Genomic DNA, 23760 nt, shown 5'->3' with positions numbered 1-23760 from the left:
GACGGGGCCGGCGCGCGCCGTTTTCTTGCGCTTGCGCCGCGATCAAGGCGCCAGGTCGGGCAACAGCGGGCGCAGTTCGTCGATCACGATCGCGCGGCGCGCGGCGGCGTCGACCATCAGGCCGCCCTCGTCCCAGACGATCCGCGCATCGCCCTCCGCGACCGACGGATCGGCCAGCGGCGTCACGTGCAATTGCCGCCGGTCGAGCTGCTGCCGCGCCTCCAGCGCGATGACCAGTTCCGGGTAGAGCGCCGGATGGACGTACACCGCGAGGTGCGTGCCGCGCGAGACCTGCGCCAGCGCGCGGGTCAGCGCCTCCTCGATCGCGCGCAGCGGCGCGGCGGCGACGGCATGGCCGGCCAGCACCTCGGCCGCGGCGAGCGCGGCCTCCGCGGCCATGCGCGTCTGCTGCGCCGCGACCGCGACGAAGCGCACGTCGAGATCGTCCAGCGCGGCATGGATCGCGTCGGTGGCGGACAACAGCGCTGCGGCGCCTTCGCGGCGTCCTTCGTCCATGCCGGCGCGAAAGCCCTCGGCATGCGCCGCCGCCAGCGCCGACGCCTGCGCCTCCTCGGCCTGGGCGAGCTGCTCGGCCAGCGCTCGCGCCTGCGTCGAGCGCTCGGCGTCGGCGGGCTCCGGGACGGCCTTGCCGGGGTGGAAGACGCGGTCGAAGCCGAACGGCTCGACCCTGCCGGGCTGGGGCCTCGTCATCGCAATGTCTCCGTGCGGTTCGTGACCTTCGTCCGACGCGCCATGGTCAGTAGATCATCGCATCGTTGCTCTTGGGATCGACGAGGATGATCTCGCCGCGATCGCCGAGCGATTTGGCCAGCCGGACCAGATTGGCCTGCGCGTCCTCGCAATCGCGCGCGCGCACCGGCCCCATCGCGCTCATGTCGCTGCGGATCAGCTTGGCGGCGCGCTCGGTCATGCTCGACAGGAAGAGCTGGCGGATCTCCTCGTTGGCGCCCTTCAGCGCAAGCGCCAGCTCGCGCTTGTTGGCGTTGCGCACCAGCGTCTGCACCGCCGCCGGCAGCAGCTTGCCGAGGTCCTCGAAGGTGAACATCAGGCTGCGGACGCGCTCGGCGGATTCGGGCGAGCGCTCGTCCAGCGCGGCCATCATCCGCTCCTCCGACGAGCGGTCGAGCGCGTTGAAGATCTCGGCGATCGTCTCGTGCGGGTCGCGCCGCTGCGCGCGCGCGAGGTTCGACATGAACTCGCTGCGCAACGTCTGCTCGACCTCGAGGATGACCTCCTTCTGCACATGGTCCATGCGGATCATCCGCATGATGACGTCCGCCGACAGCTCCTGCGGCAGCTCGGCCAGCACGCGCGCGGCGTGGTCGGGACGTACCTTGTCGAGGATCACCGCCACGGTCTGCGGATATTCGTTCTTCAGATAGGTCGCGAGCAGCGTCTCGCTGACGTTCGACAATTTGTCCCACATCGTCCGGCCGGACGGGCCGCGGATATTCTCCATGATCTCGCGGACCTTCTCCTCCGACATCACCGCGCGCAACAGCCGCTCGGTGGAATCGTAGGAGCCGTGCAGCGTAGCCATCCCCGCGACCTCGCTGGAAAACTGCACGAGCAGATGCTCGACCACCGCCGCCGGCACGCGCCCCAGCTCGGCGATGCACGACGACAATTCGGTCACCTCGTCGATCGACAGTTGCGCCCAGATCGGCGCACCATGCTTCTCGCCCAGCGCCAGCATCAGCGCACCGGCACGCTGCATCCCGGAATATTTCTTGAGATCGGCAGGTTCGATGACCGGTGCCAACATAGCGCTTCCATCCCCAGAAAGTCGTCCGGGCGCGACCGTCGGCCGCGCTTTTCGTCTATCTTATAGGAGGAATGCACGATCGCTCCGCGTGGAGGTGAAAATGGTGAACGATAGTGGCGCCCTGACCGGCCTCGGTCTTTTGACCGGCAGCTATGTCGGGGGCGGGGCAACCGTCTCCGAAACCCCGGCGGCGCGCGCCGCGCGCAAGTTGTTCACCACGCCCGCGACAAAGGCGCCATGGACGGTCAAGACGAAAGCCGACACCAGCCTGAACGGGATCCTCGCCAAGGCGAGCACGGTGCGGATGATGCATTCGATCGTCGACGCGTTCCGCCCGTCGGACGCGGCCGGCTCCGACGATGTCGAGACCAGCTTCATCACCTATCGCGCGCTCGACCGGCTGAACGCGCTCGCCAAGGCGGGTCAGCAGGCCGGGTTGAGCGACGCCGAGCGCAGCGGCCTGCAAAAGGCCTTCAGCAAGGGCCTGACCGATCTCCGGCGCTTCCTGGCCGACGCCCCCGCCCAGAAGCTCAGCCTCGCCTTCGGACCGCCGTCGTCCACCGTGAAGAGCGCGCCGGCCGAGGCGACGCAGGACATCGGCAAGTTCACCGGCACGGGCGTGGTCGACGATCTCGACGCCGCCATCCCCGGGCTGACCGGCAAGGAAGTGCTGTCGATCACGCTCGCCAGCGGGCACGACCAGCACGACACCGTCACCGTCGATCTCTCGACGCTCGACCAGCAGCCGCCGACGCTCCAGCAGGTGGCCAAGGCGATCAACGACGCGGTCGCCGCGCCGGCGAGCGGCTTCGACTATAGGGTCAAGTTCAGCGTCGCGAAGGTCGACGACAAACATTACGGCCTGACCATGTCGTCCGGTTCGACCCGCGTGTCGATTGATCAGGCCGGCGCGGGGGACGCGCTGACGGTGGTGAGCAGCCGGACGCGCTACGATGCGGCGGAGGGCGCGCAGATCTACCGGATCGCCGACCCCGCGACCGCACTGGACCGGCAGAAGCTCGGCGAGATCGTCGCCATCGACCGGCTCGCGACCGGCGCGGCGCAGGAGAAGGTCAAGGCGCGCGACGCGGCGACCGCCGGTGACCGCAAGGCGCGCGCCACCGATCCGGCCACGCCGCTGCCGACCGTCACCGCCGGTCTGACGGCGCAGGCGTCGGTAACCGCATCCGATGGCTTCACCTATGTGGTCGGCACCACCAGGGGTGATCTGGGCACCAACCGCTCTGACGGCAGCGACGATCTGTTCCTCTCCAAGGTCGACAGCGAGGGCACGATCGTATGGCAGCACGCGCTGGGCGCGACCGGCACCGCACAGGGCGCGGCGATCAGCCTCGGCGCGCATGGCGACATCATCGTGGCGGGAACCGTGACCGGCACGTCCGGCGACAGCGGCGACGAGCGCAGCGCGATGCTGGTGGCGCGCTACGACACGACCGGCGAGAAGCTCTTCGCGACCGAATTGCCGAGCAGCGGGCACGACGAGGCGACGGCGGTGGTCGCCGCCGCGGATGGCAGCATCTATGTGGGCGGGCGCACCGCGGTCGAGGATGGCGGTCGGGCGGGGTATGTCGCGCATCTGGACGCCAACGGCAAGTTCGTCGAACAGCGCAGCCTCGGCACCGAGGCCGACCGGGTCAACGCCCTCGCGATCGACACGTCCGGGAACCTGCTGGCGCTGACCCGGAAGCAGGGCGAGGCCACGCTGCGGCGGCTCGACGCCACCGCGCTGACCAACGAGCTGGGCAGTGCGGATCTCGGCGCGGCGGATGCGCGCGCGCTGGCGGTCGCGGCGGACGGCCGGATCGCGGTGGTCGGCGCCACCTCGCAGGCACTGCCCGACAATGCCGCCTTTGGCACGGACCATGGCAGCGACGGTTTCGTGACCCGTCTGAAGAGCGACCTGACCGGCGCCAGCACCACCTATCTGGGCGGCGAAGGCGAGGATCAGGCCGACAGCGTCACCTTCGTCGGCGCCGCGCTCTACGTCGGCGGTCGCACCACCGGCAACCTTGGCGGTACGCGTGAAGGCAAGCTCGACGGCTTCGTCGCACGGATCGATGCGGCGAGCGGCGCGATCGGCGCGCTGTCGCAATTCGGCAGCGGCGGCGGGGTCGCCGATCCGGTGATCGTTGCCGCGGCGAAGGGCGGCAACACCGTGCTCGGCGCGCTGGGGCTGCATCGCGGCGCGTTGAACGGCGAGATCGCGACCTCGTTGTCGACGCAGTTCGGACTGGCCGACAACGACAGTTTCAAGGTGCAGCTCGATAACGGCGTTGCGCAAAGTATCACGATCAAGGCCGGCGAGACGATGACCAGCCTGCGGCTGAAGATCCAGCAGCAACTGGGCAGCGATGCGGTGATGGTCACGACGACGCGCGACGCCGACAATCATGTCCAGCTCAGCATTTCGGTCCGGCAGGGGCATACGCTCAGCCTGACCGGCGGGCCGAAGGGGCGCGACGCGCTGGCCAAGCTCGGCATCGCGCCGACGCGGGTCCATTCGGACGCGGTGCGCAAGAAGAGCGACCCCAAGGTCCTGCCCGGCGGCAGCTTCGGCCTGTCGCTATCCGACACGTTGAACATCGCCACGGTCGACGCGGCCAAGGGCGTCGGCAAGACGATCGAGGCGGCGATCTCGATGACGCAAACCGCCTATCGCTCGCTCTATTGGGACAAGACCAAGGCGACCCAGGCCAGCGGCATCGTGGACGGCGGCGGGACCGCCCGCCAGCAGGCGCAGCTCGCGTCCTACAAGCTGGCGCTCAGCCGTCTCGGCGGCGGCGCCTGACCCCTTCTTCCTTTTTCCGAGGTCCTGTCATGTCGAACCCCGTCTCGTTGATCGAAGGCCTGACCGGCGCGATGAAGCATCTCGCCGAGCGGCAGCGCGTCGTGGCGCAGAACATCGCCAACAGCGAAACTCCCGCCTTCCGGGCGCAGGAGGTGGAGGCGCCGGACTTTTCGGCGTTGCTCGTCGACAAGGGCAAGCCGCATGTCGCCGCGCCGCGCGTGCGGGTGACCAGCGGGATGATCGCGCTCGGCGCTTCGCCCGCGGTGGACGGGCATATCTTCAACGATACGCAGGTCAGCGAGACCAAGCCGGACGGCAATACGGTGACGCTCGAGGATCAGTTGCTCAAGATGGGCGACATCCAGAGCCGCTTCCAGACGATGACCGATCTTTATCACAAGCAGATGGCGCTCCTGCAAACCGCGATCGGCCGCTGATCCACGCGGCGCGGGCGCCGCGCCGCGTGTCCATCACAGCGGATCGCCGCCGTCGCCGAGGCGCTGGCGGATGCCGTGCAGGCTCGTGTCGAGGAAGCGGCGGCAGTCCTTGGCGAAGTGCGAATGGTCGACATAGCCGGCTTCCCACAGCACCCGCCCGGTCGCGGTCGGATCGGGGAGCAGCCGCCGAAGCACGCGCACGAAGCGGCGCAGCATCAGCAGCCGCTTGGGCGGCAGACCGAACGCGTGCAGGCAGGCGGCCGACACTTGCTGCGGCGTGAGGCCGAGCGCCGCGCCGATCTCCGCGACGCTGGTGCGCGGGCTGGCGTCGATCCGCGCGACGATCCGCTGCGCCACGGCGTCGCGCGCATGGCCGCTGGCGCAGCGCGCGGCGAGCCACGGCGCGAAGGCCGCCGCCGCGCCCGCGCCGGGATCGCAGACGACCGGCCGCGCGACCGGGTCGATCGTCGCCAGCGGCACGATCCGGTCGGTGAAGCGCGACAGGTCGCGATCGAACAAGGTCGCCCAGGCGGTCGCGCGCAGCCGCAGCCCGAAAAGGAGCGCGTCGCCGTGATCCAGTTGCGCGATCGTGGTCGTCGGTCCGATGAACCCGACCCGCGGCAGCAGATCGCTGCGTCGACCGCGGCGCGTCAGCCGCGCGTCGCCTGCGCCGCCCAGCAGCATGTACAGCCGTGGCCCACCCGGCAGGACAATCGTCTCGCGTACGCCCGCCGCCGGCATCCGCGCGACATAGCCCGCGACGAGCCCGTCCGGCGATAGCGGGGGCGCGCGCCGCCCCGGCGCTGGCGATGGTCTGTCCAAGTGCGGCTCCGCGGTGATGTCCGCGAAGATACGGTGCCGACCGGCCGGCGGATGCGCCGCGCGCGCTTGCGGCGTCAGCGGCGGTGGAGATGATCGTGCGTCGAGGCGCGGATCAGGTTGCTGAAGATCAACCGGACGAGATCGACCTGCCGATTGCTGCCGGTCTTGACGAACACCTGCTTCAGATAGCCGCGCGCGGTGCCCAGCTTGACGTGCAGCGCCTGCGCGGCGGCGGCCAGCGTCTGCCCCGATGCCAGCAGGCAGGTCAGCTCGGTCTCGACCCGCGACAGCCGGAACAGCTTGCAGACCGGCTCGGCAAGCTGGTGGATGTCGAGCCCCGGATCGACGAAGAACAGCAAGGCGCCATCGTCGTCGGACCGGTCGGAATGCGGCAACGCGGCGAAGGACGTGACCAACGGCGGCCCGCTCTCCCGGTGCAGCATCAACAGCGGCAGCCGGTCGGCGCCGCCGTCCGCCCCGCTTTGCGCCAGCACATAGCCGATCGCGGTCGACAGCGCCGCGGCATCGGCGCGGTCGGTCGCCTGCACCTGGCCGCGATGCTCGCGGATGCCGTCCTGCCGGTCCATCAACTGTCGCGCCGCGTCGTTGGCGAACACGATATGCCCGTCGCCCGACAGCAGCACGATCCCGATCGCGACCAGGTTCAGCCCGGTTTCGACGCCGATCGTACGCCGCTGCGCCAGCCGCGCCGCCTCCCACAGCCGGAAATAGGCCGAGACGCTCGGCCATTCGCTTCGGCACCGCGTCTCGATCTCGCCGCGCGCGTCATCGTCGGGCGAGCGGAAGACAAGGTTGACGAACGCGCCCGGTTGGCCCGGCGTTCGCGGCACCGGGATCACCAGCGCCGAGGCGGGGTGCGCGGTCGACAGCCGGTCGCACCACAGCGGCGCGGGCGCGTGATGTTTGAAGCCGGTGTCGATCCGGTCGGCGATCCGGACCAGCGCCGCGCAGCTGTCGTCGTCGAGGCCGTCGGCGGCGAGGCAGCGCGACGCCCCCTGTTCGTGCGTGCTGGTCAGCGCCCAGGCGTCGGCGCCCAGGGTGCGGGCGAAGTGGCCGGTGACCAGCGCGACATCGTCGGATATCGCCAGTCCGTCGTCGTGAATGTCATGAAAAGCGATCCGCGCGATACGCTCCGTCGGCCGCCCCTGTGTCGAATGCCGCAAGCTCCCTCCATCGCGCTCCGCCAATATATCGGCGCGCGCGATGGCTCCGCGAAAGAGCATGGGCAGATCCTTCTCTGCCAGCAATGCACTACCTCTCCACCGTCATTCCCCGATTCCCTGAGTCGGGGTTTTTTCTGTTGTACGCCAACTGGCCGCCAAGTCATTCGATCCCGTCTATCCCATTTTGAAACAAGGCAAATAGCAGCAATTTTTACCCCCTCATTTGGGGGTGGCGAGCATCACGGAACGGGAGGAACGGTCGCCCGCGAAGAGGGGGAATGGTGAACGAAAGATTAACGGTATTTCCGATTCGGCTCGGTCCGCAGGATTGCCGGGCTGGAAAACACCGCCGGGCTAACCGGCCAACAAGGGATGCCTCACCATGAAATCGCGTCTTCTGATCGCCGCATCGATCCCGGTTCTGGCGTGGACCGTGCCCGTGTCCGCGCAAACCACCGAGCCCGGCAGCACCTATACCACCACCAACACCGACAGTTCGACCAACGACAGCAACAACACCGCGACGAACACCCAGACCGATTCGTCGGACCGTTCGTGGACCGACAATTCCAACCGCTCGTCGATGGACAATTCGAATAATTCGCGGACCAACAATTCCACGAACGACAGCAACAACACCGCCACCACCACCTCGACGTGGACCGATCAGGCGAACAATTCGACCACCGACAATTCCAACAACGCCCGCACGAACACCACCACCAACACCGACAGCAGCGGCGCGTCGGGCGCGCAGGTCGCGGCCAACAACGGCAGCAACGCCACCGACAGCCGCAACCAGTCGACCACCAACACCAGCACCGACAATGCCGACCGGTCGATGACCGACAATTCGAACCGCTCGACCACCGACAATTCGAACCGGTCGACGGCGACCACCACCAACACGACCAACTCGTCGGCGAGTGGCGCGCAGGTCGCGGCCAACAACGGCAGCACCGCCACCGACAACCGCAACCAGTCGACCACCAACACCGACAATGCCGACCGGTCGTACACCTATAACGACAATGCCGATCGCTCGACGGTGAACAACGACGCTTCCAACCGCTCCACCACCAACACCTCGACCACCACCTCGGCGTCGGGCGCGCAGGTCGCGAACAACGGCAGCGGCTCGGCGACCGACAGCCGCGACCAGTCGAACAATTCGCGGATGACGACCACGAATACCGACAATTCGGCGAGCGGCGCGCAGGTCGCGGCCAGCGGCGGCGGCAACGCCAGCGACAGTCGCAACCAGTCGACCACCACCAACACGACGACCACCTCGGCGTCGGGCGCCCAGGTCGCCTCGAACGGCAGCGGCTCGGCCACCGACAGCCGCAACCAGTCCACGACCGACAATTCGGACAATTCTAATCGCTCGCGGACCAGCTCGGCAAGCGGCGCGCAGGTCGCGAACAACGGCAGCGGTTCCGCGACCGACAGCCGCAACCAGTCCACGACCGACAATTCGGACAATTCGAACCGCTCGATGACCAGCTCGGCCAGCGGCGCGCAGGTCGCGGCGAACAACGGCGACGCCACCGACAGCCGCAATCAGTCGACCAACGACAATTCGGACCGTCGCAACACCGCCAGCAATTCGGGCCGCGGCTCGGTCGCGACCAATGGCGACGCCAGCTACGCCGACAGCTCGATGCGCAGCACCGGCATGGCGTCGGCGGGAACCGGGGCGGCATCGACCTCGAACGTCTTCGGGGCCAGCGCGGTGGTCTCCTCGGCGACGCTCGCCAGCTACGTCACCGGCGTGCGGGTCGATTACAGCCAGACCCCGGGCGGCGCGACCAACTCGGTCAACAACAGCCTGACCACCGGCGACGGCGCGTTCCAGAACCTCGCCGGGCTGCAGTCGCTCAACATGAACACCGGCGCCGGCGCATCGCAGAATTCGGCGGTGAACGTCAGCGTCGCGGCCGGCACGATCAACCTCGGCGGCGGTCAATAAGGCAAGGGGGCGGGGAGGGGTGGCGGTGCCGCCCCTCCTCCTTTTCTCTGATCGATCGGGAGATCGGGACATGCGTATGCTCTTCATCGGTCCGGCGCTGCTCGCCGCCGCCGTGCCGGTTTCGGCCGTTGCGCAGACCGCGCCGGCCGCGGCGCCGCTTCAGGCCAGTCCGTTCGGTGCCGCCGCACCGGTCGACAATGCACAGCTCGGCGCGGTCACCGGCCAGTCGGATCTGTCGCAGGTGATCCGCGCGCAGAACACCAGCACGGTCAGCGGCAACAGCGTCAACGGCCATTCGGAAACCGGGACGATCAGCTTCGACCCCAATTCCTTCCAGAATCTCAACGGCCTGTCGTTGCTCAGCGCGAACACCGGAAACAATGTTTCCATCAATTCGTCGCTGAACGTGAACGTCGCGATCAACCAGTAACGATGCGCGCGCCGCTCCGCCTCGCCCGGTGGCTGCCGGCGGCGCTGCTGGCGACCGCCGGCTGTACCGCGATGCCGCTGCCCGAGGGCGGGAACGTCACCAACTTCTCGCCGACGCTCAATTTCACCGTTCCCGTCACCAGCCTGATCGGGCGGCGGTTCGAGACGGTGGTGCGGCAGCAATATGATTTCAGCTGCGGATCGGCGGCGCTCGCGACGCTGCTGCGTTTCCATTACGACGATCCGCAGAACGAGCAGAGCGTGTTCCTCGGCATGTTCCGCGACGGCGATCAGGCGCAGATCCGCCGGCTCGGCTTCTCGCTGCTCGACATGAAGCGTTATCTCGCGGCGCGCGGCATCGCCGCCGATGGCTTCAAGGTCAGCGCCGCGCAGATCGCGCGGGCGCGCGTGCCCGGCATCGCGCTGATCGACTTCGACGGTTACCGCCACTTCGTCGTCGTCAAGGGGATCGACGATCAGACCTTGCTGCTCGGCGACCCGTCGCTGGGGCTGCGGCGCGAGACGATCGGGCGCTTCGCCAAGCAATGGAACGGCGTGTTCTTCATCATCAGCGGGCGCGACGCGGTCGGGCAGTCGCATTTCAACATGCCCGTCGACCTTGCGCGCGCGCCGCATGGTCGTCCGTTCCTGCCCGCCGATCCGCTGGAAAGCGCGCAGCTCGCGCTCACCCGCCCGCGTCTGGGAGAGTTCTGACATGTCGATCGCCTTGCTGATCGCCGCTTCACTGGCCGCGCCCGGCGACGCACCGGTGCCGGTCCCGGATCGCGAGCTGGCGACGATGCGCGGCGGGCTGATGCTGCCCAACGGGCTCAACGTCGCGATCGGCATCGACATCCAAACGCGCATCGACGGCGTGCTGGCGCTGCACACGATCTTCTCCAGCGAGGCGCAGGGCGTGCGCGTCTTCACCGACGGCAGGACCAGCCCCAGCGAGGTGCCCGGCACCGTCACCGTCGAGACCGGCGACCCGAGCTGGCCGACCGTCTCGGTGTCGCGGACGCCGACCGGCACCACCGTCACCGCGCCCGGCACGGACACGCCCGCCAGCGTCAACATCGTCTCCGGGCCGACCACCGGCTGGCTCGACGCGTCGGGGCAGACCCCGGTGCCGGTGGTCGCCAACGGTCCGGCGGTCGACGCCAGTTCGGGGAGCATCCGGCTGACCAGCGACGAGCGCGGCAGCCAGGTGCAGTTGGTGACGCCGACCACCGAGATCCGGCATCTGGTCGGGCAGGCGACCGGCGCGGTGATCTCGAACACCGCCAACGACCGCGTCATCGATACCGTCAGCACCGTCAACGTCAATCTGGTCGGGCTGCCCGCCGGGCTGACCAACGGCATGCTGCTCGCCAACCGGATCGCGACCGAGGCAGCGGGTCCGCGCTGAGCCAATTGGAAAAGGGGATAATCATCGATGCGACCGGCGGCCTCCAGTGCGTTTCTCTCTCTCGGCCTGATCGCCGCGCCGGCGGCGGCGCAGCAGCCGGTGTCCCCGGCGACCGCGGCAATGCCGGCCGCGGTGGATGACGGCGACGAGCTGCGCCGCACGCTCGCCGCCGAGCGGCAGGAGCTGGACCGCCAGCAGCGCGCGCTCGACGAACAGCGCGCGCGGATCGACCGGCTGGAGGCGCGGCTGTCCGGGCGCGGCGATGCCGGCACGCAGGTCGCACAGACCGCGCTCCCGCCGGGCGGCGTGCCGCTCCCGGCGTCGCCGCCGCCCGCGCCGCCGCCCTCTGCCGCGGCCTCGACCGCGAGCGCGGGCACGCAGGTGCAGACCGTCGGCGAGGCGCCGTCCGACCAGCGGCAGGTGCAGGTCGCGGTCCTCTCCGAACAGGGGGGGATCATCACCAAGGCGGGCCGCGCGACGGTCGAGGTCAACTTCGAATATGCGCGCGCCGACCGCAACCAGGTGGTGTTCCGCGGCGTGCAGATCCCCGAGGCGGTGCTGATCGGCGTCTTCGACATCAACCAGAGCCGGCAGGACGTGCTGACCGTCGGCACGGTCGGGCGGCTCGGGCTGACCAGCCGGCTAGAGATCAACGGGCGGCTGCCGTTCGTCTACCGGTCCGACAAGTCGGTGCTCGCCCCGGTCGCCAATCCGACCGAGCCCAACGCCGGGCAGCTCGACCGGCCGGTCAGTGGCGCGAACATCGGCGATATCGACTTCGGGCTGCGCTACCAATTCACCGACGGCAACAACGGCGCGCCGTATCTGATCGCGGGCGTGCAGGCGGTGGCACCCACCGGCACCGATCCGTTCCGTGTGCCGCGCGATGCGCTCGGCAATGCGCTCAAGGGCGCAACGGGGGCGGGATTCTGGGGCGTGACACCGAACCTGACCGCGATTCTACCCAGCGATCCGGCGGTTTTGTTCGCGACATTGGGCTACACCTACAATTTCGCGCGCACCATCAACCGTCAGATCGGTGCCGCGTTCATTGAACGCATCGCCCCGGGCAGCCAGCCGTCGGCGAGCGCAGGGATCGCGATCGCATTGAATCCGCGCACGTCGCTCAGCTTCGGCTACGCCCAGACCTGGGCGTTGGGGACGAAAACCCGCGTCCGCGCGCTCAACCAGACGACGCAGGAACTCGGCGACGCCATGACCGCCGAAAGCCGCGATCTCCAGATCGGGCGTTTGCTGTTCGGCGTCAGCTACCGCACCTCGCCGACGACGACGCTGAACTGGAACGTCGAGGTAGGGGCGACCGACGATGCCGCCGACGTCCGCACCACGTTGCGCATCCCCTTCACGTTCAACGCTTATTGACGCCCGTCATCACGCCGCGCGCGCGAGCGGAGGCGGTGCCGCGCCGACGTCGAAGCGTGCGATCTGGCTGCCGAGCGCACCGGCCTGCGTCTCCAGCTTGCGGGTAACCGCGGTCACTTCCTCGACCATCGCCGCATTCTGCTGCGTGGTGCCGTCGATCTGCGCCAGCGCGATGTCGATCTGACGCAGACCCTCGGCCTGTGCGGAAGCATTGGTCGCGATGTCAGATACCTGCGTGGTAATCGCGCCGATCTGCGTCGTGATCCGCTCCAGCGCGCTGCCGGTGTCGTTGACCAGCCGCACGCCATCCTCGACCTGCTGCCCGCTCAGCACGATCCGCTGTCGGACATCGGTGGCAGCGTCCGAGCAGCGCCCGGCGAGCGCGCGCACCTCGCTGGCGACCACCGCGAAGCCCTTGCCGGCGTCGCCGGCGCGCGCCGCCTCGACCCCGGCGTTGAGCGCCAACAGGTTGGTCTGAAAGGCGATACCGTCGATCACCGCGATGATCTCCGAAATCTCGTTCGACGCCTGTTCGAGCCGCCCCATCGCCGCGACCGCCTCGCGTACCACCTGCGCGCCGTCGCGCGCCTCGCCGTGGACGCGGTGCATCGCTTCCTGCGCACTCGCGGCGCCGGTAGCGGCATTGTTCACGGTGTCGGCGATCGCGCTCATCGCCGCAGCGGTTTCCTCAAGGCTCGCAGCCTGTTGCTCGGTGCGGCACGACAGATCGTCGGAGGCCTGCGTCAGCTCGGCGGTGAAGCGGTAGACGGTCTCGCTGCCGCGGCTGATCCCGAGCAAGGCGTCATGGATCGACGACAGCGCGCGGTCGAAATCCTTTGCGAGCGTCGCATAAGCGGCGGGCAGCGTCTGTCCGAGCCGCTGCGTGAGGCGCCCGTCGGCGAGCGCGGCAAGCTGTTGTGCGAGGGCGTCGACCGCCTGCTGCTGCTCGGCATCGACGCGCGCCTTGGCCTCGCCGGCATCGCGGAACACGACCAGCGCCTTGGCCATCGCGCCGATCTCGTCGCGCCGCTCCGTGCCCGGAACCGCGACATCGCGCCGCCCGCCGGCCAGTACGGTCATCGCGCGCCGCATCTCGCCGAGCGGGCGGAACATCTTTCGAGTCAGCGCGAGACACGCCAGCGCGGCACAGAGCGTCACCAGCACCGCGACGATCGCGATACTGCCCTGAACCTCATGAACACTGGCGAGGAAGTCGGCGGCCGGGATGCCGACGTAAAGGATGCCGACTACCGCGCCGTTCGCATCCTTGATCGGGTCGTAAGCGGTGAAATAATTGGTGCCGAGAATATCGGCGCGGCCGCGATAGTTGCGGCCGTCGCGCAGCACGGTCTCACGGACGGCGTCGCTGGTCAGCTTGGTGCCGGTCGCGCGGCTGCCGTCCTTGTTCTTGACGTTGGTGGCGATGCGGGTGTCGCCGCGGAAGATCGTCGCGGTGCCACCAACCAGTTCCTTGACGCGGTCGACCGCGCTGTGATCGCCGTTGAGGACATGCCCGTCGATTGTGAGCAGATCACCGTTTACGGTGGCGTAACGGCCATGGCGCTGGAGCACGCTCCACGCGACACGCATGTTCGCCTCCTGACGCTCGGTCGCGCTCCGCTCGGCATTGATCGCCAGCACGGTGGCAGTGACCCCAGCCGTCACCAGCGACAAGAGGCACAGCGACAGCGCGATAAGCCATGTCACCTTCGCGGAAAGACCGAGATCGCGAATTCGTGCGGCCACACCCGGCATCTGACGCTTCCATTTCTCTGTTGTTCGCTCATCGCCTGCTCGGCGGCTAAACGGCCATTTGAAGAAAAAGCGTTAATTTACAGACACCATCGATCGATTGCGGCCCGCCCGACGACCGGGCGGGCCGATCGGGTCAGCCGGCGGCGGCGGCCGCTTCGGGCTTGAGCGCACGGCTGGTGCGACCGTCGATGCCACGCGGCACGTCTCCGGCGACCGTGGCGCGGCGCAGGTGACGACGCTGCAATCCGAAATCGGCGACCGCGCGATGCTGCGTCGAGCGATTGTCCCAGATCGCCACGTCGCCGGCCTGCCAGCGCCAGCGCACGACATTCTCCGGCTTGGTGATGTGATCCTGCAGGATCGCGAACAACCGCTGCGAATCCGCGGTGTTCAGCCCGGCGAAGCGCTTGACGAAATGACCGAGCAGCAGCGAGCGCGCGCCGCTCACCGGATGGACGCGCACCACCGGATGTTCGGTTTCGTAGATCGTCGAGGTGAAGACCTTGCGGTGCTCCTCCTGCGTCTTCGACGCGCCGGCCAGCACCTCGGCATAGTCATAGTCGTTGCTGTGGATCGCGGTCAGCCCGTCGACGAGCGTGCGCAGCGCGTCGGGCAGCTCCTCATAGGCGGTCTCGCCGTTCGCCCACAGCGTGTCGCCGCCCGCGTCGGGGATCACCAGCGCGCGCAGGATCGATGCCTTGGGATAGGCGGGGACGAAGGTGACGTCGGTATGCCAGCTCGACGCGGCATAGCCTTCCTTCGACTCGAGTTCGAGCAGGTAGCGCGACCCCTCGGCGACCGGCACCGTCGGGTGCGCGATCGGCTCGCCGAGCAGCGCGGCGAACGCCTCGTGCGCTTCGTCGGTGAGATGCTGTTCGCGGAAGAAGATCACCTTGTGGCGGACGAGCGCGGCCTCGATCGCGGCGACGGTCAGCGGGTCGAGGTCGCCGCCGAGCTTCACGCCGCGGATCTCGGCGCCGATCCGGCCGGCGACGGGGTGGATGTCGAGCGGGCTTTCCGCTTCGGCGGCGTTCACGAACCGGTGGACGAGAGACGTCATGGCACTTCTCCTTCTTCGTGGTTGATGGCGGTTATGGGTCAGTCGGCGAGCGCCCGGCGGATGCGCGCATGCTCGGCTTGATCGAGCGGAAAACGGTAGAGGCTGGCGGCGGAGATCAGGTGCGCGGCCGCGGGGCCAAGCGCAAAGACCAGCAGCAAGCCGTGCAGGGCGGCGGGGCTGTTCGCGGCGCCCGGCGTGAAGCCGAGCCACGCCACCAGCGGCAGCGCGATCCCGATCGCCGCCGCCATGCCGGCCTTGCTGGTCAGGCTGAACACCGAGAAGAACAAGGTGGTGCGATCCGCGCCGGTCTCCAGCCGGTGCTTGTCGGCGACGTCGGCGACCATCGATCGCAGCATCAGGTTGCCCGAACCCTGCGCGAGCCCCTGCGCCAGCGTCAGCGCGAGCAGCAGCGGGAAGCGGGCCGGGGTGACGAAGAGCAGCCCGAGGTTGATCGCGACCTGCACCAGCTCGCCGAGGATCGCGGTCCGGTGCTTGCCGAGCCGGGTGGAAATCCGCAGCCAGATCGGCCCCGCCGCGATCCCGAAGACGAACTGGAACAGGAACAGCCCGCTCGCCCATTCGGGGCGGCCCATATAGGCACTGACGAAGAAGACGATCAGCGCCGAGCGGATCAGCTGTCCGGTCGTGACCGCGAAGTCGGACAGGATCACGCGGAGCAGCAAGGTCTCGCCGAGGATCAGCCGCACCGCGCGCGCGAACGGCATCCGCGCGTTCGCGACCGGCGGGCGGCTGTTGTCCTCGACCGCGGTCAGCGCCAGCGGCAGCGTCACGACCAGCCCGCCGATCACCACCAGCCCGAACGAGGCGAGCTTCAGCGCGGCATCTTCGGGGCGCAACTGGTCGATGATCGTCGGCAGGATCAGCACCAGCAACAGCGCGATCGATCCGGCGACCGTGCCATAGGTGGCGATGCGGGTGCGCTCGTCATAGTCGCGCGAGATTTCACCCGACCACGCCAGATACGGGATCTGGATCATCGACCAGCCGAGATAGAAGAGGAACAACGCCGCGGCGAGCAACGGCGCGCCGAATCCGGCCGGCGGGAAGAACAGGGTCGACGCCGCGGCGGCATAGACGACCGCGCCGGCGAGGATCCACGTTCGCCGGCGACCGAGCCGGCTGCTGCCGTAATCGCCGAGCACGCCGATCAACGGGTCCGCGATCGCGCCCCACACACGCTCGAGCAGGAAGATCAGCCCGATCGTCGCCAGCGACAGCCCGTAATGCTCGGCATAGATCGCGGGCAGATAGACTGCGAGCGGTCCCTGCGCGGCGTAGATCGGCAGCGTCAGTGACGAGAAGGCCGCCAGCCGCAGCGGGGTGAGCCGTCTGCTGCCGCGCGTTGCCGGGGCGAAGAGGGATGCGGGGAGTGTGGCCATGCCGCTGGATCCTCACAGCTTCGTGCGAAGGGTGACGCCCCACGTGCGCGGGTCGCCGACGATGCCGGTCACCAGCCCGAAATTGGTCGGCGACAGCGTCTGGAAGTAATCGGTGTCGCCCGCATTCCTGACCCAGGCGGACAGGTCCCAGCGGGCGTCTTCGGTGCGCAGGCCGACGCGCAGGTTGAGCACGCCGTACGCGTCGATCACGCCGTAGCGCGAGTTGCCGGCGGTGGTGTTGAACGACGAGCGATGCGAATAGTCGGCATGGCCGTACAGTTCGAGCGCGCCGCCGAGCGGCTGCGCGGCGTCGGCGCCGAGCGTGTAGGTGAACTTCGGCACGCCCGCGAGCTGTTGCCCGGTCAGGTTCTGGATGCCACCGAGGTTCAGCCGCTCGGGCGCCTGCGGCGCGTTGCGGTAATCGCGGTAGGTGGCTTCGGTGTAGCTGATGGAGGCGTTGAGCGAGGCGTGCCGCACCGGCGCCCAGACCAGATCGCCCTCGACCCCGCGCGAGCGCACCGACGGGATGTTCGCGATATACTGGCGATAGGTGACGGTGTCGGCGAGTTGCTCGGTGATGCCAGTCTGATAATCCGAAACGTCGGTCCAGAAGCCGGCGAGGTTGAGCGTCACCGTCCGGTCCAGCCATTGCGACTTCAGCCCGACCTCATAGGCGTTGACCCCTTCCGGTCGGACGTTCGGGTCGATCCCGGTGGGCAGCGCGGTGAGGTTGAGCCCGCCCGATTTGCTGCCGCGCGAATAGGAGGCGTAGAGCAACGCATCAGGCGCGACGCGGTATGATAGTGTCGCCAGCCCCGAGAGGCTGTCGTCGTTGAGCCGGGTCGTGAAATCCATCACCGGATTAAACTGCGTCCGGATCGCGAGCGCGGCGGTGCGCGCCTGCGCAGACAGTGACGACAGGTCCGCCCCCGCGTAATGGAACTGGCGGAAGCGGCCGTTCTTGCGTTCGGTGGTGTAACGTAGCCCGACGGTGAGGTGCAGCGCGTCGGTGGCGTTCCACGTCGCCTGCCCGAAGGCGGCGAGGCTCTTCGTCTCCGGCGTCGAGGTCGAGCGCGCCTCGAACCCGGACAGCGCGGCATTGCCGATCGTCGCGGACACCGCCGGCAGGTTCCAGTTGGCGGCCGCGGGGCCGTAAGCGGTCGCGCCGTAGCCGCGGACGATCTGCCAGAAGTAATAGGCGCCGACCACGTAATCGACCGTGTTGGTGCCAGTCGACGCCAGCCGCACTTCCTGGCTGAACTGGCGCTGGCGGTTCGCCTGCTGCGCCTTGATGGTGACCGGCAGCGCCGTGTTGTCGCCGTCGTTCGCAGGGTCCCAGTCCCACCAGCGATAGGCGGTGATCGAGGTGAGCGCCGCCGACCCCAGATCCCAGTCGAGCTGCCCCGACGCGCCATAGCTCTTCATGTTCGACTGATAATGGCTGTCGGATTCGCCGCGGCGCGCGAACGGATCGACCGGCAGCGGCGTATGGCCGGCGCGCGCGGTGCGATCGCGAAAGTTGTTCGGGATCGCGGCGCCGTTGTCGTAGCTGCCGAAATAATCGGCGAAGATGCCGAGCACGAAGTGCTGCTTCTGCTGCGCATAGTCGCCGATCAGCTTGATCGCGAGCGCCGGGGTCGGCGTGATGAGCAATTGACCGCGCGCGGAGAAATTGTCGTAATCCTGCGCGCGTTCGCGGGTGGTGACGTTGGTCAGGAAGCCGTTACGATGCGTGTCGGCGATGCTCAGCCGATAGGCGATCGTGTCGGCGACGATCGGCCCCGACAGCGAGCCGCGGACCTGATGATAGCCATAATCGCCGAGCGTCGCCTCGCCCGCGAACTCGGTCGTGAAGCTCGGCGCGCGGGTGGAGATGTTGATCGCGCCGGCGGTGGTGTTCTTGCCGAACAGCGTCCCCTGCGGCCCGCGCAGCACCTCGATGCGATCGAGGTCGACCAGATCGAACTGCGACTGGCCGACGCGGCCGTAAAAGACATTGTCGATATAGATGCCGACGCCATTCTCCAGCCCGTCGTTGGTCAGCGCGACGTTCGAGCCGAGCCCGCGGATGTTGATGTTGGTGTTGCGCGGGTTGAAGCTGAAGACCTGCAGGCTCGGCACGAGCTGCTGCACTTGGCCGAGCGTGAAATTACCGGTGCGCTCCAGCGCTTCGGACCCGACGACGCTGAGCGCGATCGGCACGTCCTGCGCGCGCTCCTGCCGGCGGCGTGCAGTGACCAGCACCTCCGCACCGGCCTCGTCGGGCGTGGCGGGATCGGTGGTCGGCGCGGCGGCGGGGTCGGCCGGCGCGACGGTGGTGAGATCGGCGTCCGCACGCGGGCCGGCGGCGAGCGCACCGCTCGCGGTGGCGCCCAGGAGGCCGGTCAGCAGAATGCGCCAGGCGCGACGCGGCACGCCGCACGCCAAGGTGGTCGATGGCAGCAAGATGTGGAACTCCCGTCGCGATCCGGCGCCCGTCCCCCGAAGGCGGCACGAACCGGTCGCTGGATTGTCGTTGGATCCGGCGCGCGCCGGGCGTCGCCGTGGCGGCGCACCGGCGGCACGATCGTCTAGCTGATGAAGCGCATCACATTCCCCTTCGCATCAGGGGGAAGACACGAGGCCTGGCGTGGTCGCCTCGGCATCGTGCGCTTTAGCCGTTGGTGACGCGGAGCAAGCTGCATCCCGATCAAAAGCCGCGGGCCCTGTTTCCGGTGAACCGGAAGCGGCGGGCCAATCCGCTGTGGGAATATCTATCGAACCGATAGAAGATCAGGTCACGAAAGCTTTGGTATCAACGCCGAAAGTTCAATCGGTGAAGCGGCGGCGACGAGTGACGTCGAGCTGCACGACCCGCGCGTCGTGCACCGTCAGGATGATCGAGCCATAGTCGAGGCCGGCGATCGCCTCCTCCACCGCGCGCAGCACGGCGGCGCGCGGGGCGGGACCGGAGCGGTCGACGACGGCGGATTGTTGATCGGTCACCGCTTCGGCTTTCGCTGGCGGGGTGAGGGGGAGCGTCGCGCGGGTCAATGCGCCCCGCTTTCCGGCGCGGCGGGGCGACCGCGCGCACGCACATCGTCCCAGGTGACGAGCGGATAGAGGTTGTGCGCCTGCGCTTCGGTGTCGAACAGCGCCTGCAATTCCGCCAGCTTGGCCGGGTTCTTCGCGGCCAGATCGACCCGCTCGGTCGGATCGGCGTCGAGGTTGAACAGCCGCCACGACGGCGCGCCGCGCGGCAGGCCGACATCGGCGTCGTTGATGAGCGGATTGTGCGCCGCGAGCGACGCCTTCCAGCCGTCGCGGTAGATCGCACGCGCGCCGAAGATATAGTAATATTGCGTCCGGTGGCGTGACGGGGCGGCGGCGTCGGTGATCGAATAAGCGAGCGAAACGCCCTCGATCGGCTGCTGCGCGACGCCGCGGATCGTGGTCGGCGCGGTGATCTTCGCCAGCTCGAGCGTCGTCGGCAGGATGTCGATGACATGTCCGTATTGCGACCGGATGCCGCGGGCCGCGATCCCCTTCGGATAGGTGACGATCAGCGGGTTGCGCGTCCCTCCCTCGCAATTGGCGTCCTGTTTCCAGCAGCGGAACGGCGTGTTGGCGGCCTGCGCCCAGCCGAGCGGGTAGTTGGCCTCGATCCCCTCGGGCTTCCCGATCTGGTCGATGTGCGCGAGATTATAGGCGATATTCTCCTTCGCGCCGAGCGGCGGCGCGGTCATCGCGCGATCGACGTCGCCGTTGAGCGTGCCTTCCTTGCTGGCGCCATTGTCGCCGACCATCACCACGAACAGCGTGTTGTCGAACTGGCCGATCCGCTTGAGATGATCGACCAGCCGCCCGATCTGCGCATCGGTGTAGGTCATATAGCCGGCATAGACTTCCATGAAGCGCGCGTAGAGCTTGCGCTCGTCGGGGCTGAGCTTCGCCCAGGCGGTGACCCCCGCGTCGCGATCGGGGAGGACGGCGTTGCGCGGGATCGTGCCGAGCTTCTGCTGCTGCGCGAACACCTGCCGGCGATAGACGTCCCAGCCGGCATCGAAGGCGCCGCGATAGCGGTCGCTCCATTCGGCGGGCACCTGATGCGGGGCATGGGTCGCGCCCGGGGCGTAATAGAGGAAGAACGGCTTGGACGGCGGCGCGGCGGCATCGGCGCGTACTGGCGCGGCGTGGCGCTGCCGATCGATGAAGGCGATCGCCTTGTCGGTGATCTGCTCGCTCAGATGGCGGCCGTCCGGGGTGACATGCGCCTGATCCTCGACGAGGTCGGGTTTGTACTGGTCGGTCTGCGAGCCGAGGAAGCCGAAGAAATGGTCGAAGCCCTTGCCGGTCGGCCAGCGATCGAACGGGCCGGCGTCGGTGGCGTCCTCGTCGGGGGTGACGCCGTATTTGCCGACCGCGAAGGTGCTGTAGCCGTTGCCGTGCAGGATCTCGGCGATCGTGCCGGCGCTGGCGGGCAGATAGCCGTCCCAGCCCGGGAAGCCGGCGGCGAGGCGATGATGCGAGAAGCCGGCGACGTGCACCGAAGAACTGTTGCGCCCGGTCAGCAGCGCGGCCCGGGTCGGGGCGCAGATCGCGGTGGTGTGGAAATTGGTGTAGCGCAGCCCCTGTTGCGCCAGTTCCTCGAGCCGCGGCGTCCTGATCCCGCCGCCGAACGCGCTGGCGGCGCCATAGCCGACGTCGTCGAGCAGGATCCAAACGATGTTCGGCGCACCGGCGGGCGCACGGACCGGCGCGGGCCAGGCCTCGGTTGATTCCGCGAGCGTGCGGCCGATCTTGCCCGGGAACGGCTGTTGCGTCTGCGCCTGCGCCTGTCCGGCCAGCATCAGGATCGCGGCGAGCGCGGTCATGGGTCGTCTCATCGTCTCTTCCCCTTTTGAATGGATGCGGTGGCGGGCGGCGCGGGGCGCCAGACGCAGCGAAAGCCGATGTGCGTCGTCCCGGTGTCGGTTGCCTGCGCGTGGCGCGCCGCCGGGCGATAGCGGCGGCAGTAATTGTCCGCGCACAGATGTGAGCCGCCCTTGAGCACCTTGCGCCCGCCGCTGTCGGCGCGGGTGCCGCCGCGCGGGTTGGCGGGCGCGCAACAGCTTTTCGTCGGGGTGGCGGCGACCGCATACCAGTCGTCGGTCCATTCCCAGACGTTGCCGATCATGTCGTGCAGGCCGAAGCCGTTGGCGGGATAGCTGCCGACCGGCGAGGTGCGGCTCCAGCCGTCGCGCGTGTCGTTGGCGAGCGGAAACGCGCCGTGCCAGTAGTTGGCGAGGATCCGCCCGTCCGGCGCGAGTTCGTCGCCCCACGCATAATCGGCCCCGGCCAGCCCGCCGCGCGCGGCATATTCCCATTCGGCCTCGGTCGGGAGCGACTTGCCCGCCCAGTGCGCATAGGCGAGCGCGTCGGGATGCGCGACATGGACGACCGGGTGATCCTCCAACCCGTCGATCGTGCTGTCGGGGCCGGTCGGATGACGCCAGTCGGCACCGAAGACGAACCGCCACCATTGGCGATGGTCGCTTGGGTCGGTCAACCGGGTCGGCGGCACGAACACCGACGATCCCGCCTGCGCCATGTCGGGGGCCATGCCCGGATAGTCGCGCGGATCGGGCGCGACCTCCGCCACGGTGCGATAACCGGTCGCGGCGACGAAGGCGGCGAACTGCCGGTTGGTGACCGGGTGCGGGTCGATCCAGAACGCGTCGACCCGCACGTGGCGGACGGGCGCTTCCTCGGGATAGAAGCGCGCCGATCCCATCGCGAACGTGCCGCCGGGAAGGGCGACCATCGTCGCGCGATCCACCGCCGCATGCGCCTGTCGCGCGCGGTGCCGGTAAAATCGTGATCCGGTCGATCTCGCTTGATTCATCGGTGGTCCGTTCGTCGCTCCGGCACGCCACCGGGTAACTCGTGTGCAATCCACACTAGATTGATGGGAGATGCGAACCCCGCAAATCTTTTGCGGTGAGAAGGTCAGCTTGGTGACTACCGCACCGACCGAGCGCTGCCGACGCAACAATCTGTAAACGTTGCATGTTCTTGTCGGAGTATTTAGGTCGGCCAAGGACCGGCGGCAGTTGCTGGCGAGGGGAGAGGATATGAGAGCGTTCTTCGCAGCAACGACCATGGCGCTGGCGCTCGGCACGATCGCGTCGTCTGCACCGTCGGTCGCGCAGCAGGCGGTGCCGGACGTGCGGCAGCTGGCCATTGTCCCTGCGCTGGCGGGCTATCCCGCGCCCAAGGTCGTCGCGGCGGCGCGTTCGGCGTATCTGCTCGCCTATTTCAAGGACGAGACGCACTCGCTGCATTTCGCGACTTCGGCGGACGGCTATACCTTCACCGACGTCAACGACGGCGCGCCGGTGCTGTCGGGGCGCGCGGTCGCCGACCAGAAGGGCATCCGCGATCCGCACATCATGCGCGGGCCGGACGGCGCCTTCTATATGTCGATGACCGACCTGCATATCTTCGCCAAGCGCGAGGGGCTGCGCGCCACCGACTGGGAGCGACCGGAGAAGGAGTACGGCTGGGGCAACAACCGCAACCTGATCCTGATGAAGAGCCACGACCTGCTGCACTGGACGCTGGCGAAGGTGAACGTCAGCGCCTTGTTCCCGGCCTTTGCGCAGGCGGGCAACGCCTGGGCGCCGGAGACGATCTGGGACCCGGCGCGGAAGCGGATGATGGTCTATTTCACCACCCGGATCGGCAACGGTCCGAACTTCATGGTGCAGTCGCTCGCCGACCCGGCGTTTAAAACGCTGACCACCGAGCCGAAGCAGATCCTGCACTATCCACGTCCGGCGGTGAACACGATCGACGCCGACATCACCAAGGTCGGCGACCGCTATCACATGTTCTATGTCGCGCACGAGCAGCCCGGCAGTATCCGGCAGGCGGTGTCCCGACGGATCGACGGCGGCTATGTCTACGACGCGCAGAAGATCGATCCCGAGACGGTCGCGGCTGAGGCGCCGAACCTGTGGAAGCGCTATGGCACGAACACCTATGTGCTGATGTACGACGTGTTCGGGGCGAAGCCGAACAACATGGGGTTCGCCGAGACGACCGACTTCAAGACCTTCCGCAACATCGGGCGGTTCAACGATCCGGGCTCGACGATGAAGACCACCAATTTCACCGCGCCCAAGCATGGCACGGTGATGGCGATCACGCCGGAGGAGGCCGAGCGGCTGCGGGGGTATTTCGGGGCGCGGTGACGGTCGTCGTCCCGGACCTGATCCAGGGCGGCGAGAGCGACAGAGCGAAGGAAAGGATGACAGGGCGGCCCTTCATCGTCATCCTGTCTGCAAGACGAAGC

At 68.3% G+C, this 23760-nt stretch carries 19 protein-coding genes; 8 read left to right on the top strand and 11 right to left on the bottom strand.

Annotation, left to right across the window (positions count from 1 at the left end; translation table 11 throughout):
* Nucleotides 1-42: 42 nt before the first annotated feature.
* Together FHS97_RS07745 and FHS97_RS07740 are read right to left on the bottom strand one after the other, a co-directional pair.
* Nucleotides 43-711 carry a FliH/SctL family protein gene (locus FHS97_RS07745; RefSeq protein WP_184035414.1) on the bottom strand — a complete coding sequence of 223 codons (669 nt, stop codon included), beginning with the start codon at nucleotides 709-711 and terminating at the stop codon, nucleotides 43-45.
* A gap of 46 nt (nucleotides 712-757) precedes the next feature.
* Nucleotides 758-1786, bottom strand: a complete 1029-nt coding sequence (locus FHS97_RS07740) for a flagellar motor switch protein FliG (protein WP_184035411.1) — start codon at nucleotides 1784-1786, stop codon at nucleotides 758-760.
* Between the two features lie 100 nt (nucleotides 1787-1886).
* On the opposite strand from FHS97_RS07740, the gene FHS97_RS07735 reads away from it, so the two are divergent.
* Together FHS97_RS07735 and FHS97_RS07730 are read left to right on the top strand one after the other, a co-directional pair.
* Nucleotides 1887-4595 carry a hypothetical protein gene (locus FHS97_RS07735; RefSeq protein ID WP_184035408.1) on the top strand — a complete coding sequence of 903 codons (2709 nt, stop codon included), beginning with the start codon at nucleotides 1887-1889 and terminating at the stop codon, nucleotides 4593-4595.
* 29 nt (nucleotides 4596-4624) lie between these two features.
* Nucleotides 4625-5032, top strand: a complete 408-nt coding sequence (locus FHS97_RS07730) for a flagellar biosynthesis protein FlgB (RefSeq protein WP_184035405.1) — start codon at nucleotides 4625-4627, stop codon at nucleotides 5030-5032.
* A gap of 33 nt (nucleotides 5033-5065) precedes the next feature.
* On the opposite strand, the gene FHS97_RS07725 is transcribed toward FHS97_RS07730, so the two are convergent.
* Together FHS97_RS07725 and FHS97_RS07720 are read right to left on the bottom strand one after the other, a co-directional pair.
* A complete protein-coding gene (locus FHS97_RS07725; protein ID WP_184035402.1) occupies nucleotides 5066-5854 on the bottom strand; it encodes a helix-turn-helix domain-containing protein in 789 nt (262 codons plus the stop codon).
* Nucleotides 5855-5928: 74 nt separating this feature from the next.
* Nucleotides 5929-7038, bottom strand: a complete 1110-nt coding sequence (locus FHS97_RS07720) for a helix-turn-helix transcriptional regulator (RefSeq protein ID WP_184035398.1) — start codon at nucleotides 7036-7038, stop codon at nucleotides 5929-5931.
* A 382-nt stretch (nucleotides 7039-7420) separates the two neighbouring features.
* On the opposite strand from FHS97_RS07720, the gene FHS97_RS17445 reads away from it, so the two are divergent.
* From FHS97_RS17445 to FHS97_RS07695, 5 genes are all read left to right on the top strand, one after another.
* Nucleotides 7421-9010 carry a beta strand repeat-containing protein gene (locus FHS97_RS17445; RefSeq protein WP_246346529.1) on the top strand — a complete coding sequence of 530 codons (1590 nt, stop codon included), beginning with the start codon at nucleotides 7421-7423 and terminating at the stop codon, nucleotides 9008-9010.
* A 70-nt stretch (nucleotides 9011-9080) separates the two neighbouring features.
* Entirely contained in the window at nucleotides 9081-9440 is a 360-nt protein-coding gene (locus FHS97_RS07710; RefSeq protein WP_184035395.1) for a hypothetical protein, read from the top strand.
* Nucleotides 9441-9442: 2 nt separating this feature from the next.
* Nucleotides 9443-10153 (top strand): C39 family peptidase, encoded by a 711-nt coding sequence (locus FHS97_RS07705; protein ID WP_184035392.1) that lies wholly within the window; start codon nucleotides 9443-9445, stop codon nucleotides 10151-10153.
* A gap of 1 nt (nucleotide 10154) precedes the next feature.
* Nucleotides 10155-10847 (top strand): hypothetical protein, encoded by a 693-nt coding sequence (locus FHS97_RS07700; RefSeq protein WP_184035390.1) that lies wholly within the window; start codon nucleotides 10155-10157, stop codon nucleotides 10845-10847.
* 27 nt (nucleotides 10848-10874) lie between these two features.
* Entirely contained in the window at nucleotides 10875-12230 is a 1356-nt protein-coding gene (locus FHS97_RS07695; protein WP_184035388.1) for a hypothetical protein, read from the top strand.
* Nucleotides 12231-12239: 9 nt separating this feature from the next.
* Here the strand turns inward: FHS97_RS07695 and FHS97_RS07690 are convergent, their stop codons facing one another.
* The 7 genes from FHS97_RS07690 to FHS97_RS07660 form a co-directional block, all read right to left on the bottom strand.
* A complete protein-coding gene (locus tag FHS97_RS07690) occupies nucleotides 12240-13985 on the bottom strand; it encodes a methyl-accepting chemotaxis protein (RefSeq protein ID WP_184035386.1) in 1746 nt (581 codons plus the stop codon).
* Between the two features lie 133 nt (nucleotides 13986-14118).
* A complete protein-coding gene (locus FHS97_RS07685) occupies nucleotides 14119-15045 on the bottom strand; it encodes a TauD/TfdA dioxygenase family protein (protein ID WP_184035384.1) in 927 nt (308 codons plus the stop codon).
* Between the two features lie 38 nt (nucleotides 15046-15083).
* Nucleotides 15084-16445 carry an MFS transporter gene (locus tag FHS97_RS07680; RefSeq protein WP_184035381.1) on the bottom strand — a complete coding sequence of 454 codons (1362 nt, stop codon included), beginning with the start codon at nucleotides 16443-16445 and terminating at the stop codon, nucleotides 15084-15086.
* 12 nt (nucleotides 16446-16457) lie between these two features.
* On the bottom strand, nucleotides 16458-18860 hold the full coding sequence (locus FHS97_RS07675; RefSeq protein ID WP_343053399.1) for a TonB-dependent receptor: 2403 nt from the start codon (nucleotides 18858-18860) through the stop codon (nucleotides 16458-16460).
* Between the two features lie 393 nt (nucleotides 18861-19253).
* Nucleotides 19254-19478, bottom strand: coding sequence for a YezD family protein (locus FHS97_RS07670; RefSeq protein WP_221233190.1), 225 nt, complete (start codon nucleotides 19476-19478; stop codon nucleotides 19254-19256).
* Nucleotides 19475-21310 (bottom strand): arylsulfatase, encoded by a 1836-nt coding sequence (locus tag FHS97_RS07665; protein WP_184035378.1) that lies wholly within the window; start codon nucleotides 21308-21310, stop codon nucleotides 19475-19477. Before FHS97_RS07665 ends, FHS97_RS07670 begins: the two co-directional genes overlap by 4 nt.
* Nucleotides 21307-22227, bottom strand: coding sequence for a formylglycine-generating enzyme family protein (locus FHS97_RS07660; protein ID WP_184035771.1), 921 nt, complete (start codon nucleotides 22225-22227; stop codon nucleotides 21307-21309). Before FHS97_RS07660 ends, FHS97_RS07665 begins: the two co-directional genes overlap by 4 nt.
* A 310-nt stretch (nucleotides 22228-22537) precedes the next feature.
* Here FHS97_RS07660 and FHS97_RS07655 point away from each other — a divergent pair, with 310 nt between their 5' ends.
* Entirely contained in the window at nucleotides 22538-23659 is a 1122-nt protein-coding gene (locus tag FHS97_RS07655; protein ID WP_184035375.1) for a glycoside hydrolase family 43 protein, read from the top strand.
* Nucleotides 23660-23760: the final 101 nt, after the last annotated feature.

It is taken from the genome of Sphingomonas endophytica, assembly GCF_014199415.1.
In the GTDB taxonomy this organism is placed as follows: domain Bacteria; phylum Pseudomonadota; class Alphaproteobacteria; order Sphingomonadales; family Sphingomonadaceae; genus Sphingomonas; species Sphingomonas endophytica.
The sequence above is the reverse complement of the archived record's forward strand: the minus strand, read 5'-3'. Positions and strand labels throughout refer to the sequence as shown.